This is a genomic window from Acrocarpospora corrugata (genome assembly GCF_009687845.1).
GTDB lineage: Bacteria > Actinomycetota > Actinomycetes > Streptosporangiales > Streptosporangiaceae > Acrocarpospora > Acrocarpospora corrugata.
The window spans coordinates 97,757-111,430 of sequence record NZ_BLAD01000049.1; the positions used below are offsets into that span (position 1 = coordinate 97,757).

The window sequence follows — 13,674 nt, forward strand, 5'->3', positions numbered from 1 at the left end:
GGCCGGAGCATTCCGACATCCTCGGTAGGAAATCCCGCGTAGGTCCCCCGGAGGCCACTTTGTCCCGTTCCGCACTGTTCCTGGCTGCCGGTGCCCTCGCCCTGGCGGCCGTCGCCTGCGCCCCCGAGCCGCAGCCGCCGACCGCCACCGCCACCGGCGCGGCCCCCGCCAGCCCGTCGGCCTCGGCCACCTGCGCGAAGGACCAGCTCAACCTGCTCACCCCGGGCAAACTCACGATCGGGACGGACAAGCCCGCGTTCGAGCCGTGGTTCAAGGACGACAACCCCGCCAACGGCCAGGGCTTCGAAGGCGCGGTCGCCGCGGCCGTCGCCACCACCCTCGGCTTCACCCCCGCCGAGGTCGCCTGGGAGGTCGTGCCGTTCGACTCCTCGTTCGCGCCCGGCCCGAAGAAGTTCGATTTCGACATCAACCAGGTCTCGATCACCCCCGAGCGGGCCAAGGCCGTCGACTTCAGCGACGGGTACTACGCGGTCAAGCAGGCCGTCGTCGCGCTCGAAGGATCGGACTTCGCCGGGGCGACCACGCTGGCCGCGCTCAAGTCGGCCAAGATCGGCGTACAGGTCGGGACGACCGCGCTGTCGGCCGTCCAGGACGTGGTCAAGCCCGAGAACGATCCGAGCGTCTTCAACCAGCAGATCGACGTGGTCAACGCGCTCAAGAACAAGCAGATCGACGCCATCGTGCTCGACCTGCCCACCGCCTTCTACGTCACCGCCGCCCAGATCGAAGGCTCCAAGATCGTCGGCCAGTTCGCGGCGAGCTCCGGCGCGCCCGAGGAGTTCGGCCTGCTCTTCGAGAAGGACAACCCGCTGGTCGGCTGCGTCAACCAGGCGCTCGCCACCCTGAAGAGCTCCGGCGAACTCGCCAAGATCGAAGCCGAGTGGCTGACGTCCACGGCGGGCGCCCCCGAACTCTCGTGACCACCGACTGGGTCAAGAGCGACCGCCAGCTGGCCCGCGAGACGCTGCTGCGCGCCCGCGGCCGGCGCTCGCTCTCCGCCGCCACGACCTCCACCGTCATCGTGGTCGTCGTGGCGGCCGTGGCGATCACGGCCTCGCCCGGCTGGCCCCGGGTCCAGGAGACCTTCTTCAACTGGGACGCGCTGGTCAACTCGCTCCCGGACGTGCTGCGCGGCTTCCTGCTCAACGTCATGCTCTTCATGATCGCCGAGCCGATCGTGCTCGTCCTCGGCCTCGGCGTCGCCCTCGTCCGCGGCCTGCGCGCCCCCGTGTTCTTCCCGCTCCGCGCCCTCGCCGTGCTCTACACCGACATCTTCCGCGGCATCCCCGTCATCCTGCTCATCTACCTGGTCGGCTTCGGCGTCCCCGCCCTGCAACTCCAGGGCGCCCCCGCCGACCCGTTCACCCTGGGCATCATCGCCCTGGTCCTGTCCTACACCTCCTTCGTGGCCGAGGTGTTCCGCTCCGGCATCGACTCCATCCACCCCAGCCAGCGCGCCGCCGCCCGCTCCCTCGGCCTCTCCCACGGCCAGACCATGCGGTACGTCGTGGTCCCCCAGGCCATCCGCCGCGTCGTCCCGCCCCTGCTCAACGACTTCGCGTCACTGCAGAAGGACACCGCCCTGGTCGCCCTGCTCGGCCCGCTGGAAGCCCTCCGCCAAGCCCAGATCCACGTCGCCAAAACCTTCAACTACACGCCGTACGTGGCCGCCGCGCTGCTGTTCATCGCGCTCACCGTCCCGATGGCCCGATTCACCGACCACCTCGCCGCCCGGGCGGCCCACCGGCGCGGAGGCGGCTGATGGCCCTGCTCACCATCGACGGCGTCTGGAAGCGCTACCAGGACCACAGCGTCCTGCGCGGCGTCGACCTCACCGTCAGCTCGCACGAAGTGGTCTGCCTGATCGGCGCCTCAGGCTCCGGCAAGTCCACCCTGCTCCGCTGCGTCAACCTGCTCGAAACCGTCGACGACGGCGCCATCCACCTGGACGGCCAGGAGATCACCGACGTCCGCGCCGACCCGGACGACATCCGCAAACGCATCGGCATCGTCTTCCAGGCCTACAACCTGTTCCCGCACATGACCGTCCTGGACAACATCACCCTCGCCCCCCGCAAGGTGCACGGCGTCCGCCGCGCCGAAGCCGAATCCCAGGCCCGCGACATCCTCACCCGCTTCGGCCTCGCCGACAAGGCCGCCACCTACCCCGACCGCCTCTCCGGCGGCCAGCAGCAACGCGTCGCCATCATCCGCGCCCTCGCCACCCACCCCCGCCTGCTCCTCCTCGACGAGGTCACCTCCGCCCTCGACCCCACCCTCGTCAACGAGGTCCTCGGCATCATCCGCGAACTCAAACAGACCGGCATGACCATGATCCTGGCCACCCACGAAATGACCTTCGCCCGCGACATCGCCGACACCATCTGCTTCCTCGACCAGGGCACCCTCGTCGAACACGGCCCCCCCGCCCAGATTTTCGACGCCCCCCAGAACCCCCGCACCCGCGAATTCCTGTACGGCTGACGCGCATCGGGACGTGCCGGTCGGCGTCGATGACCATCGGGATGTGCCGGGCGGTGTCGATGGCCGCGGCGGCCCCTCAGGCGATCGACTTCATCCCGCCGAGCCCGTCCAAGATCTCCGCCCGCAACGCGACCGCCTCCGGCGGCGGCTGCGCGGCCAGATCCACCACCCCGTCCAGCACCGCGAGCGCGTCCCGCACCCGCCCCGCCCGCCACAGCGCCTGCCCGAGCGCGAGATGCACCGAAACGCTGTTCGCGTCCCAGTCCAGCGCCGACTTGAGCACACTCACCGCCTTACGCGGCTGCCCCTGCGCGATCCACACCCGCCCATCGGCCGCCAGCACCCTGGCCACCGCGTCGAACCGCTGCATCGCCGCGAACGAGTTGGCCGCCTCAGCCAGCAACCCGTGCGCGGCCTCGGCCTGCCCCAGCGCAGCCGCCGCCTCCCCCATGATCGCCTTCCCCTGAGCGTGCACCCAGGTCGCCTCCCGCCCCGCAGCCTGCATCGCCACCAGCGCGAGCCCACGCGCGAGGTCCCAGTTGCCCTGCGCCAGCTCGGCCTCCGCGTCACCCAGCAGCGTCACCGGATTCTCCGCCTTGCGGATCGCCAGGCCCAGCCGCTGGTGCTGGAGCTCATACCACCGCACGCCCAGCCGCTGCTCGGTCCTGAGCAGATGCCGCTCCGCCAGCGCCCTGGCGATGGCGTTGGGAATGCCCGCAGTCGTCGGGTATCCCTCCGACACGGAGATGCCCGCGCTGTGGTCGGTGACGAACACCTCGTGCAGCCATATCAGGATGGTGCCGCCCGAGACGCCCTGCTCTTCGGCGACCTCGCCGATCACCTGACGGCAGAACCCGGCGAGGAACCGGTCCACCTCCACCAGACCGGGCACGTGCTCCAGCGTGATCTCCCGGACATCCGCCGGCAGCGATTCCCACAGAGCCGAACACACGATCTGCAACTGGCCCGGCTCGAACTCCGGTCCGGACTCGTCGGAACCCCGCAACACACCCGAGGCGTCGACCACCGCCTCGGCCGCCCCCGGCCCGAACACCCGGCCACTCGCTTCAACCGGCCGGGTCACCGCGGCCAGCGCGGCCTCCCGGCCGAACGGCCGCAGGTGCAACCGCCCGCGCGAACCCTGCCCGAGCAGCCGCTCATGCGGCAGCACAGCCGCCAGAAACTCCTCGCGAACACAGAGCAGCAGATGAAGACCATGATGCCGGACGACTGCGCTCGCCAGCTGCTTTAGGCATTCTTCCCGCTCCCTCCGCCATTTCGGCGGCCCGCCGAACAGCTCCTCCGCCTGGTCGATGGCGATCAGCACAGAAAGCGGATCCCCGTATTCGTCGAACCTGTCCACCCGCCGATCCAGGAACTCACTGATCGTCATGTCGGCCGGCCGGCCCGGCGCCCAAGCGGCCAGCAGACTCGCCACATAGGGATTCCCCGCCGCCGCCTCACGCCGCGCTTCGGCGACCGGCAGCACGTCGGCCGATTCGGCCTCGATTCTGGGCAGCACTCCCGCGTGCAGCAGCGACGTTTTGCCCACCTTCGCCGGGCCGAACACCACCGTCAATCCGGTCCCCTGCCAGGAGGTGGCGACATCCTGCGCCTCCTGCTCCCGCCCGAAGAACCACCCGTGCTCCGCCGACCGGTACGGCCGAAAGCCCACGTAGGGCGTCACGACAGGTCCCTCGTTCGCGCTTCCAGTTCCGCGCAGAAGTCAGTCGCCGTGCCGAAGAAGGTGGATATATTCCAGCCGTGCAGATAATGCGCCAGATAACGCTCGGCCTTCGCTTCCACATCGGTCGCGGAGTCGTTCACTCCCGGCATGATCTGAACACTTACGTGACGTCGATGATTGCTACGCGGCGTGCTTCGTGCCAATCCATGGAAGAGCACGCGGAAGGTCCAATCCTGGAGGCTGTAGCCGAGAAAGAGCAGCGGTTTCATGGTCAGCGCGCGCAGTACCGGAGTCGGCAGCGGGAAACGCCCGGTATACGCGGACGCGTCGACCATGTTGACCAGGTAATTCAGATAGTCGGCCTCGGTGAGCACCAACGACCGGGGCATCGCCCAGCTTCCATGCAGATAATATACGAGCGGTTTCTCCCAATCAGGGGTCGCTACCACCGGGACGTCGGTGGAGCCGCCTTCCCACCAGGCCGAAACTTCCTCAGTCGGCTGTTTCCCGCGGCGGCGCAGCGCCTCGGCGAGGAAGTTGTCATAGTTGGTGGTGAGAAAGGTATCCAGCGGAAACCGGGCCAGAACTGCATGCGGATCGTTCGGGCCGGCAGACCGAGTCCGGCCGCACTCCTGCAGGTACTCACATACTCGGGTTTTAAGGTCAACCGAATCGCGTAATTCCGCGGCTGCGTATTGCATGACCCGCGCGAGATTGTGATCGTCCGTAAAGGGATATCCATGCTCGATGGCATAGCGAGTGCTGAGCTCGGTTCCGGTGGGAAGTGCGCCGACGCACGCGCCCGCGCCGAGGAAAGGCGTGCAGTCACCCCGGCGGAGCTGGCTGGTCAGCCTTTGCCAGTCCGCCTCGTCCACGCCACCACCACGACAAGTGAAATAGAATGCGTTAATTCACTGTATATGTCGTGTGAGGATGTGTCACAGTAAAGTTCAGAGTGCCGCGTCGAACGCGGCGATCGCCGTCGCGTCCCGGTCGTCGCGCATACGTTCCAGCGCATGATCCAGCGCCGCGTCGCCAACACCCATGCTCAGCCCGGAAAGACTGAACTCGCTGAGGTCGATAAGGCCCTTTCCCCGCAGCGCCTTTACCTCGACTGTGTCAGCCATGCAACTCCCTTGACGGTCTCACTGGGGCTGACACACGAAACAGCCTCAGCCGATCCCGGCCATCTTCCCACGGCGTCCTCCACCTGTCCGCCACCGGGGGGTAAACTTGACCCACTCGAGACGAATTCTGCACGTTGGAGACTAGAGCCACTCAAAGGGCGTCGTATGTCGATTTCGTCAGGGCGACCCCGGCTGCCTGGGAACGTGCCCGCGGTCTGGGGAAAGGTGCCTACCCGCAACAAAAACTTCACCGGGCGTGATGAACTCCTGCGCGAACTACACGCGGATGTCCGCTCGCATATTACCGCGGTCGTTCCGCATGCGCTGCATGGCATCGGTGGAGTGGGCAAGACGCACGTGGCGATCGAGTACGCATGGCGCTATCGCCACGAATACGACATCGTGTGGTGGATTCCAGCAGATCAGCCTATTTTGGTGCGTTCGTCATTGGCTGGATTGGCGCCCCACCTCGGCCTCGCCTCACCGGCGAGTGTGGGCATTGAGGAAGCGTCCGCCGCGGTACTCGACGCGTTGCGGCGGGGGGACCCGTACACGAGATGGCTGCTTATCTTCGACAACGCGGACCAGCCTGCGGAGATCAACGAGATGCTCCCGAGCGGCGGTCCGGGACAGGTGCTCATCACCTCGCGGGACCACACCTGGCAGGCGAGGGCCGCCACAGTGGTGGTCGACGTGTTCACCCGGCAGGAGAGCATCGATTTTCTCCGCAAGCGGGTGTCCGCCGCCATCCCGGACGCGGATGCCTCGCGGCTGGCCGAGGCGCTGGGGGATCTTCCGCTCGCGCTGGAGCAGGCCGGGGCGCTCCAGGCTGAGACAGGCATGTCCGTGCAGGAGTACGAGCGGCTCCTGAACGTTCAGGCGGCGCACCTCCTCGGCGCGAACAAGCCGCCCGACTACCCGCTTTCGATGACAGCCGCCTGGTCGCTGTCGGTATCCCAACTGGCCGAGAAATTGCCCGTCGCGCTCGAACTCCTGAGATGCTGCGCGTTTTTCGGTCCCGAACCCATCCCGCGGATGGTCTTCGAGTCGCTGACCGAGAGCCAGTTGGCCAAGTCCAAGCTTCGCGCACTGCTGTCCGACCCCATCATGTTGAGCAAGGCGATCGGGGTGCTGGCCCGGTTCGCCTTGATCCGCATCGACGCCGACACTCGTACGATCCTGGTGCACCGGCTGGTCCAGACGTTGCTGCGGAGCGAGTTGTCGGCCGAGGAACGGACAAGTTTCCGTGCGGAGGCACATCGGCTGCTGGCTGCCGCCTCGCCTGACAAAGCAGACGACAACGCGACATGGCCGCGCTACGCCGAACTGCTCGGTCATGTGGGGCCGTCAGAGCTGAGCGAGTCGACGGAGCCCGAGATCCGGCATTTCGCATTGTCGATCGTGCGTTTCCTGTTCTCCTCGGGTGAGCCGAAGTCCGCACTCGACCTGGTCAGGAAGTTCATCGCCGCCTGGGCGACCGATGACAAGCCCCCGACCAAGGACGTCCTGGAGGCTAGGCGCCATCACGGGACGATCCTGTTTCAGCTGGGCGACTACAAGCAGGCGTTCGAGCTGAACCGCGAGACGCTCGCCCTCATGCGCGACATTCTCGGCCCTGACGACAACGAGACGCTCGCGCTCACCAATGTCCACGGTGCCGACTTCCGTGCGCGGGGCGACTTCACCACCGCGCTTGAGCACGATCTCGAATCGCTGCGTCAGCATGAGGCCAAATTCCAGGACCCACCCAGCCAGCGGACACTTCGGGCGATGAACAATCTCGCGGTCGACTATCTCCTGCTCGGCGACTACGCCAAGGCACGCGAGCATTACGAGCGGACCATTCGGCTCTCGCGCACGGTCAACGCCAACCAGAAGAGCCTGCTGATCTGGAAGAGCGGTCTGGCCCGGGTGGTCTGCCTGAGCGGTGACTATGCAACCGCCTGCGACATCGGCGAGGCGGCCCACGCGGACGCGGTCGCGGACCTCGGCCCCAACCATCCGACGACATTGCGCATTCTCAGCGACCTGTCCATTGCCAAACGCCGGGCCGGGATGATCGACGAGGCGTACGAGTTGGCCGAGTTGGCCTTTGAGCGGCAGCAGGGGAGTTTTGGCCGGGACCATCCAGATTCGCTGGCTGCCGCGTTGTGCCTGGCGAACGCGCAGCGTACGAGGGGGGAGACCGCTGAGGCGCTTGTTCGGCTGCGGGACACGGCTGTCCGGTTCCCTGATGTCTACGGGGAGCGGCATCCGTTCAAATATGGCTGTGACACTAACCTGGCGCTGCTGCTGCGGGTCAACGGGGATGTGGCGGCGGCGCGTGATCTCGACCGGCAGTGTCTCGAAGGGCTGGCGGACGCGCTGGGGCACGACCATCACTACGCACTGACCTGTGCCATCAATCTGGCCAGCGACCTGGCCACGCTCGGCGACATCGGGGCGGCCAGGGAGCTCGGTGAGCAGACCCTCGCCACCCTTCGGGAGGCACTCGGTCCCGAGCATCCGCTGACCCTCGCCTGCGCGGCCAACCTGATCCTGGACCTGCGCTCTCAGGAGGACGTCGAGGAGGCCGAAATTTTGGAAAGGGACACCTTCGAACGCTACGAGCGGGTGCTCGGCCATGATCACCCCGATGTGCGGGTGGCGCATGACCGGCAGCGTCTCGACTTCGACTTCGATCCGCCGCCGCTCTGACGGTCAGCTGTTCCTGGCCCGCCAGCGGGTGCGGTGCTGGTCGGCGCGTTCCCAGGAGAGCAGGCGCGCGTCCTCGGGCACGGACTCGTCGGCCCACGCGTCCAACTGGCTGATCATCTGGGCGACGAATCTGTCCCCCCATTCGGTGAGGCGACCGCTGTCCAGGATCGTGCCCGCGACCATCCGGGACGCCGCCCGCCACCGGGCGAACTCCGCGTTGGCGTGCACCTCGGCCGGCCCGGTTTCGACGGTGCGCTGCCGCCGCCAGAAGTCGGTCACGCCCAGGTGCGCGTAGACACCCTGGAGCAGGCCGGGAACCGGCCGAGGGTCTTCGCGCCAGGGCGCGTAGTAGCGCGATCCGTCGTCGGGCTTGGTCAGGTCCATGATGTCGAGCAGGGCGGAGAGTTTGGCGTGCGCGACCTCGTGCGCCAGTGTCAGCGCCAGCCAGCAGGCGTCGGGCGGGGTGGACAGCGCCACGCAGCCGAACGTCTCCCGGGAGGTGGCGCTGACCAGGCCGTGCGCGGGCGCGGCCAGCGGGGTGAGCACGGAGATGGCGCCGGCGACGTCGTCGGCCACCCCGGTGTGGTGCTCAACCAGGAGCTCCCACATCGGCGGCAGCACGGCCTGCCACTGCGCGAACTCCGCCGCGCTGAGCCGTCCGGCCAGGTTGGGCGAGCCCGGCATGCGGAAGGGGTCCAGGTCGTCGACCGTGAAGCGGATGGGCGTGCCGCTCGACTCGGTGGTCAGGGTGCGCAGTCCGCGCCAGCCGGGAGCGTCGCCGCCGGGGTTCGCGGGGATCCTGATCACGGTGCCCGCCGCCGAGATCTCGGCCCCGGCCGGGTGGGAGTGCACGGTCGCGGTGGTCACCGTGGGCGGCAGCATCGCCTGGCCGAGCGACGGCAGCGTGACCACGCCCTCCGGCGCGGGGACGTCGATGTCGCATTCGGTGCCGGAGACGATGGCCGCGGTCGCCGCGATGGCGGCGAGCTGGCCGGGGTTCGCGCCGGCCCGGCCGGTCTCCAGCGCGTCCACCGTGTGCCGGGCCCAGGCCCCCACGGACGGGTGGCGGAGCGCCCGGTCCACCGAGGCGGGGTCGCTGTGCTCGATCGCGGCGAGCAGGTCGAAGGCGCGCCTGGCCAGGCCGGCGTCGGGGTGGCCGGTGGCGCGGGCGGTGGTCATCACGCCGCGGACCAGCAGGACGTGCTTACTCCGCTGCGCGGCGGCCAGCTGGGTGATTACGGCGGGTCCGCCGCCGCCCGAGGCCAGCTCGTCGAAGACGTCGGTGGAGACTTCGTGCATCCGAAGCTCTGTCATAGCCCCTCGGATCGGGCCGCAAGGTCGGCCTCGACGGTGTCTTTGATGTGGTGGATGAAGCGGAACAGATCCCGGCAGTAGATCGACGGGTTGGCGAAGCCGTTTTCTTCCTTGTAGCGGTGGGCGTACAGGCCGGCGCCGCAGACCGTGTGCACCGGGCAGTCGAGGCAGGTCGCGCAGAGCGCTTCGACGCCGATCTGGCGGGCCGCGATCGACGGGAGCTTCAGCACGTCGTCGAGTGAGTCCCGGCTGACGTGCAGCCCGGTGTACGGCGCGCCCTCGTACGCCGACTTGAGCAGGTCGGACTGCTCGATCGAACCGTCGGTCTCGATCACCACCATGGCCACGGGCGAGATCCCAATCTGCTCGGTACGGGACGCCCCACCCAGCAGCAGATGAATGATCTCCCCGAACAGCCGCACGTAGGTGGCCCGCCGCGGACTGCCGTACCAGCGATCGAAGATCGGAATCAGCCAGTCCGCGTACGGCGTCGCCGTCGAAGCGGGATATAGCGAGGGCGGCGGCACCACCCAGTTGCCGTGCGGAAGCAGGAAGTCGATCGCCGGCGGCCCGAACTCCAGCAGCGCCTGATAGGCCCCGACCGGATCATTGCGCAGATCGACCGTGCAGAGCAGCCCGCTGAACAGATGCCGGTACCCCTCGGTCAGCCGGGTCAGCGCCGCCATGACGTCACCATGGCTCCCCCGGCCGTTGGCGCGCTTCCTGCTGCGATCGTGCATGACCTGGTCACCGTCCAGGCTCACCCCGATCCGCACGTCCAACTCGTCCAGCACCCGCAGGAACCCGTCCGTCAGCAGGACGGCGTTGGTCTGCAGGGTGACCTTGACCCGGACCTTGTCCCCGGCTGCGGCGCGGACCCGGCTGACGATGCTCCGAATCCGGTCCTGACCGGCGAGAAGCGGTTCACCCCCGTGCAGGATGACCTCGATGTCCCGGAGGCCGTGGCGCGCCGCATGCTCCCCGATCCGCACGGCTGCCGCGTCAATTGTCGCGTCGTCCATATAGAGCGGACGACCCCGCCAACTGGAATCGGCCATTTCGTACATATAGCAGTAATCGCACGCAAGGTCGCATCTGCTATAGATCTTCAGAATGAACTGCCGGAACGGCGTCGGCTGCCAGCCGCCCGTCATCAGCCTGGTGACATCCAGGGTGGACGGCCACTCGTGCACCGTTGATCAGCCTCCAAACGTGGACTCCAGAATATGAGGGTCCAGCGGGCTGGGCGGGCGATTTCCTTTGTTGAGGCATTGTCGAGCGCATGATTCCGGTGTGCACCCGCTGGAATACATTGATCACTTGGAGCGACCGTCCGGGGCTCGGGGCGATTTGCCGCAAGTGATGAGGAAGAGGCCCATGACGATTACTGACAGGCGCTCGATCGACTATGACGGCGCGTCGCCGTTCCCCGGGGCCGCCGAGTTGGCGCCGGTCGGCCGGGTGCGGGCGGGGCTGACGGCGGCGATCGTGGTGCTGCCGTTCTTCGCGCTGGGGGCGGGGATCTGGCTGAGCGGGGTCACGGCCGTCGATCTCGTGCTGGCCGGGGTCTGCTACGTGGTCACGGGGCTGGGGGTGACGGTCGGGTTCCATCGGCTGCTCACCCATGGGTCGTTCCGGGCGCCCCGGTGGCTGCGGGTGATGCTGGCGGTGGCCGCGTCGATGAGTTTCCAGGGCAATGTGGTCGACTGGGTGGCGGTGCATCGCCGCCATCACGCGTTCACCGACCGGCCGGGGGATCCCCATTCGCCGTACCGGTACGGCGCCGGCTGGCGCGGGCAGCTGCGCGGGCTGGCCCACGCGCACCTGGGCTGGCTGTTCACCGACGCGCAGAGCCCGCCCGCGCGGTATGCCCCTGACCTGCTCGCCGACCCGGCGATGGTGCGGATCGCCCGCGCCTTCCCGGCGCTGTGCGCGCTCTCGCTGCTGCTCCCGTCCGCGGCCGGCTGGCTGATCAGCGGCAGCCTGTACGGCGGTCTGACCGCCTTCATCTGGGCGGGCCTGGTCCGGGTCGCGGTGCTCCAGCACGTCACCTGGAGCGTCAACTCGCTCTGCCATCTGGTCGGCAGCCGCCCGCACGCCACCCGCCGGCACGACCGGTCGACCAACCTGTGGCCGCTGGCCCTGGCCTCGTTCGGGGAGAGCTGGCACAACGGCCACCACAGCGAGCCCACCTGCGCCCGGCACGGCCGGGGCCGCCTCCAGATCGACCTGTCGGCCAATCTGATCGCCCTGTTCGAGTGGCTGGGCTGGGCCAAGGACGTCCGCTGGCCGGACCCGAAGCGCACACCCCGATAGCGGCATTCCGGTGGCCTCATGCTGCAATGGAGTGATTGCGCAGCGTGAGGGAATCGGGGGCGGCGATGGCGGGCACGATGCGGGTGGTCGGATTTCGGGAGAACCTGCCGGTGGGGGATCCTTCGTGTCTCATCGACGCGGAGGTCCCCATTCCGCGGGCCACAGGGCGGGATCTGCTGGTCCGGGTGAAGGCGGTCTCCGTCAATCCCGTCGACGTGAAGGAGCGGATGAGCCGCCCGGCCGGCGGCGAACTGCAGATTCTCGGGTACGACGCGGCGGGGGTCGTCGAGGCCGTCGGGGACGAGGCCGGGCTGTTCCGGGTGGGGGACGAGGTGTACTACGCGGGGTCCATCGCCCGCTCCGGGAGCAACGCCGAGTTCCAGCTGGTGGATGAGCGGCTGGTCGGGCGCAAGCCGTACATTCTGGACTTCGCGGAGGCGGCGGCGATGCCGTTGACGGCGATCACCGCCTGGGAGACCCTGCACGACCGGTTCCGGCTCACCAAGGACAGCGAGGGGACGCTGGTCGTGGTGGGCGCGGCGGGGGGCGTCGGGTCGATGATGCTGCAGCTGGCGCGGCGGCTGTGCCCGGACCTGACCCTGATCGGTACGGCGTCGCGGGCCAAGTCGCGGGTGTGGGCCGAGGAGATGGGGGCCCAGCACGTGGTCGACCACCACGGCGATCTCGCGGCGGCGGTGCTCGCGGTGTCGCCAGAAGGGGTGGACTACATCCTCAGCCCGTATTCGGCGGCGAACCTGGAGGCGTACCAGAAGATGCTGAAGCCGGGGGGTCAGGTCACGGCGATCGACGACCCGCACGGGCTGGACATCTCGGGGCTGAAGAGCAAGAGCCTGACCTGGCACTGGGAGTTCGTGTTCACCCGGCCGTTGTACGCGCCGCACGACACCACCCACCATGACCTGCTCAACGTGGTCGCCGAACTGGTGGACGGGCAGCAGGCGCGGAGCACGCTGACCCAGCGGATGCGGCCGATCAATGCCGCCACGCTGCGGGAGGCGCACGCGACGCTGGAGCGGTCGGGGACCATCGGCAAGGTCGTCGTGGAGGGCTGGTGACCAGCGGCCGCACCGCCGGGTGACGGCGGTGCGGCCGGATCGGCAGGTCAGTCGCCGAGGTCGATGGAGCCGAGGACTTCGGACGGGAGGGTGAGGGAGGTCGTCAGGTCTTCGACCAGGCGCTCGTCCGGCGCGTAGATCCAGACCTGCTTGCCCCAGTTGGTGAGGTAGGTGTCAGAGCTCAGCTGGAGCCTGAACGGCTTGACCTTGCCCTCGGGATCGCGCATGAGGATGTTCTCGTTCGAGGCGATCCGCCGGATCAGGCCGTCGGAGTTGCCGATCCACAGCTTCCAGTTCACCTTGAAGCTGACCTTGAAGCCCAGCAGATCGGTACGGAACAGGTTGGATCCGCTGTACACCGTGGTGGGCACGCCGTCGACGACGCCGCCGGCCTTCTTGACGTCCACGTCGGCGAGCAGCAGCTTCAGCTCGCGCGGGGAGAGCACGTTGATGGCCGAGCCGCCGAGCCCGGCCTGGGTGCCGAAGCCCTTGGACTTCAGCCAGGTCTTGCCCGGGGGCAGCAGGATGTCGGTCAGGCCACCGGAGATGTAGCTGGTGTCCTTGATGGTGATCGTGTGGGTCGGGCCGGTGAGCTTGTCCGGCTCCAGGCCGAGGAGCTCGGCGACATCTTCGGTCACCCGGGTGGAGACGCCGTAGTCGATCGTGCTGATGATGCTGCTGGCCGCCACCTGGGAGCGGCCGAACTGCAGGTCACCGTACGAGCGGGTTTTGATGCCGTAGCTCGGGTTGGTTTTCGAGACGGACGTGAAATGCACGCCGTGAGCGCTTTTTAACTGTTTTGCGAGGGCGGCGACGGGATCTGCTGCCCGCGCCTGAGCCACTCCCGATGTCAGTGCGGCGGTTACCGCCACGCACATGAGCACCGTGATCAAACGCCTCATGTGAGGCCCTCCGTGTGAGATCCGGTTTCCCCGTGGATGCCCGCAATTCG

Annotated in this window: 12 protein-coding genes; 6 read left to right on the forward strand and 6 right to left on the reverse strand. The window is 68.0% G+C overall.

The genetic code is table 11. The features are described from left to right. The first annotated feature begins 59 nt into the window (after positions 1 to 59). From Acor_RS16455 to Acor_RS16465, 3 genes are read left to right on the forward strand one after another with little or no spacing between them, the layout of a single operon-like run. Positions 60 to 941, forward strand: a complete 882-nt coding sequence (locus tag Acor_RS16455) for an ABC transporter substrate-binding protein (protein WP_155337534.1) — start codon at positions 60 to 62, stop codon at positions 939 to 941. Further along, positions 938 to 1,783 carry an amino acid ABC transporter permease gene (locus Acor_RS16460; protein WP_155337535.1) on the forward strand — a complete coding sequence of 282 codons (846 nt, stop codon included), beginning with the start codon at positions 938 to 940 and terminating at the stop codon, positions 1,781 to 1,783. Before Acor_RS16455 ends, Acor_RS16460 begins: the two co-directional genes overlap by 4 nt. Then, on the forward strand, positions 1,783 to 2,505 hold the full coding sequence (locus tag Acor_RS16465; protein ID WP_155337536.1) for an amino acid ABC transporter ATP-binding protein: 723 nt from the start codon (positions 1,783 to 1,785) through the stop codon (positions 2,503 to 2,505). Before Acor_RS16460 ends, Acor_RS16465 begins: the two co-directional genes overlap by 1 nt. 76 nt (positions 2,506 to 2,581) lie before the next feature. On the opposite strand, the gene Acor_RS16470 is transcribed toward Acor_RS16465, so the two are convergent. The 3 genes from Acor_RS16470 to Acor_RS16480 form a co-directional block, all read right to left on the reverse strand. Then, positions 2,582 to 4,192: an nSTAND1 domain-containing NTPase gene (locus tag Acor_RS16470; protein WP_155337537.1), complete on the reverse strand. Its 1,611-nt coding sequence runs from the start codon at positions 4,190 to 4,192 to the stop codon at positions 2,582 to 2,584. After that, positions 4,189 to 5,067 carry an SIR2 family NAD-dependent protein deacylase gene (locus Acor_RS16475; protein WP_155337538.1) on the reverse strand — a complete coding sequence of 293 codons (879 nt, stop codon included), beginning with the start codon at positions 5,065 to 5,067 and terminating at the stop codon, positions 4,189 to 4,191. The genes Acor_RS16470 and Acor_RS16475 overlap by 4 nt, the downstream gene beginning before the upstream one ends. Positions 5,068 to 5,142: 75 nt before the next feature. Beyond that, positions 5,143 to 5,319, reverse strand: a complete 177-nt coding sequence (locus Acor_RS16480) for a hypothetical protein (RefSeq protein ID WP_155337539.1) — start codon at positions 5,317 to 5,319, stop codon at positions 5,143 to 5,145. Between the two features lie 225 nt (positions 5,320 to 5,544). Here Acor_RS16480 and fxsT point away from each other — a divergent pair, with 225 nt between their 5' ends. Further along, entirely contained in the window at positions 5,545 to 8,016 is a 2,472-nt protein-coding gene (fxsT, locus tag Acor_RS16485; protein ID WP_308805658.1) for an FxSxx-COOH system tetratricopeptide repeat protein, read from the forward strand. 3 nt (positions 8,017 to 8,019) lie between these two features. On the opposite strand, the gene Acor_RS16490 is transcribed toward fxsT, so the two are convergent. Together Acor_RS16490 and Acor_RS16495 are read right to left on the reverse strand one after the other, a co-directional pair. Beyond that, positions 8,020 to 9,330: an HEXXH motif domain-containing protein gene (locus tag Acor_RS16490; RefSeq protein WP_155337541.1), complete on the reverse strand. Its 1,311-nt coding sequence runs from the start codon at positions 9,328 to 9,330 to the stop codon at positions 8,020 to 8,022. Next, positions 9,327 to 10,484 (reverse strand): FxsB family cyclophane-forming radical SAM/SPASM peptide maturase, encoded by a 1,158-nt coding sequence (locus Acor_RS16495; RefSeq protein ID WP_155337616.1) that lies wholly within the window; start codon positions 10,482 to 10,484, stop codon positions 9,327 to 9,329. Before Acor_RS16495 ends, Acor_RS16490 begins: the two co-directional genes overlap by 4 nt. 223 nt (positions 10,485 to 10,707) lie before the next feature. Between Acor_RS16495 and Acor_RS16500 the strand changes: the two genes are divergently transcribed. Together Acor_RS16500 and Acor_RS16505 are read left to right on the forward strand one after the other, a co-directional pair. Continuing rightward, entirely contained in the window at positions 10,708 to 11,646 is a 939-nt protein-coding gene (locus Acor_RS16500; protein WP_155337542.1) for an acyl-CoA desaturase, read from the forward strand. A 44-nt stretch (positions 11,647 to 11,690) separates the two neighbouring features. Then, entirely contained in the window at positions 11,691 to 12,722 is a 1,032-nt protein-coding gene (locus Acor_RS16505) for a zinc-binding alcohol dehydrogenase family protein (protein WP_218034322.1), read from the forward strand. A gap of 47 nt (positions 12,723 to 12,769) precedes the next feature. Here Acor_RS16505 and Acor_RS16510 read toward each other — a convergent pair whose 3' ends face one another. After that, entirely contained in the window at positions 12,770 to 13,498 is a 729-nt protein-coding gene (locus tag Acor_RS16510) for a hypothetical protein (protein ID WP_155337543.1), read from the reverse strand. Between the last annotated feature and the right edge of the window lie 176 nt (positions 13,499 to 13,674).

Bases quoted from the DNA above. Each gene is read 5' to 3' on its own strand.
- Acor_RS16465 (WP_155337536.1), top strand. From the start codon at position 1,783: ATGGCCCTGCTCACCATCGACGGCGTCTGGAAGCGCTACCAGGACCAC.
- Acor_RS16480 (WP_155337539.1), bottom strand. From the start codon at position 5,319: ATGGCTGACACAGTCGAGGTAAAGGCGCTGCGGGGAAAGGGCCTTATC.
- Acor_RS16490 (WP_155337541.1), bottom strand. From the start codon at position 9,330: ATGACAGAGCTTCGGATGCACGAAGTCTCCACCGACGTCTTCGACGAG.
- Acor_RS16495 (WP_155337616.1), bottom strand. From the start codon at position 10,484: ATGACGGGCGGCTGGCAGCCGACGCCGTTCCGGCAGTTCATTCTGAAG.
- Acor_RS16500 (WP_155337542.1), top strand. From the start codon at position 10,708: ATGACGATTACTGACAGGCGCTCGATCGACTATGACGGCGCGTCGCCG.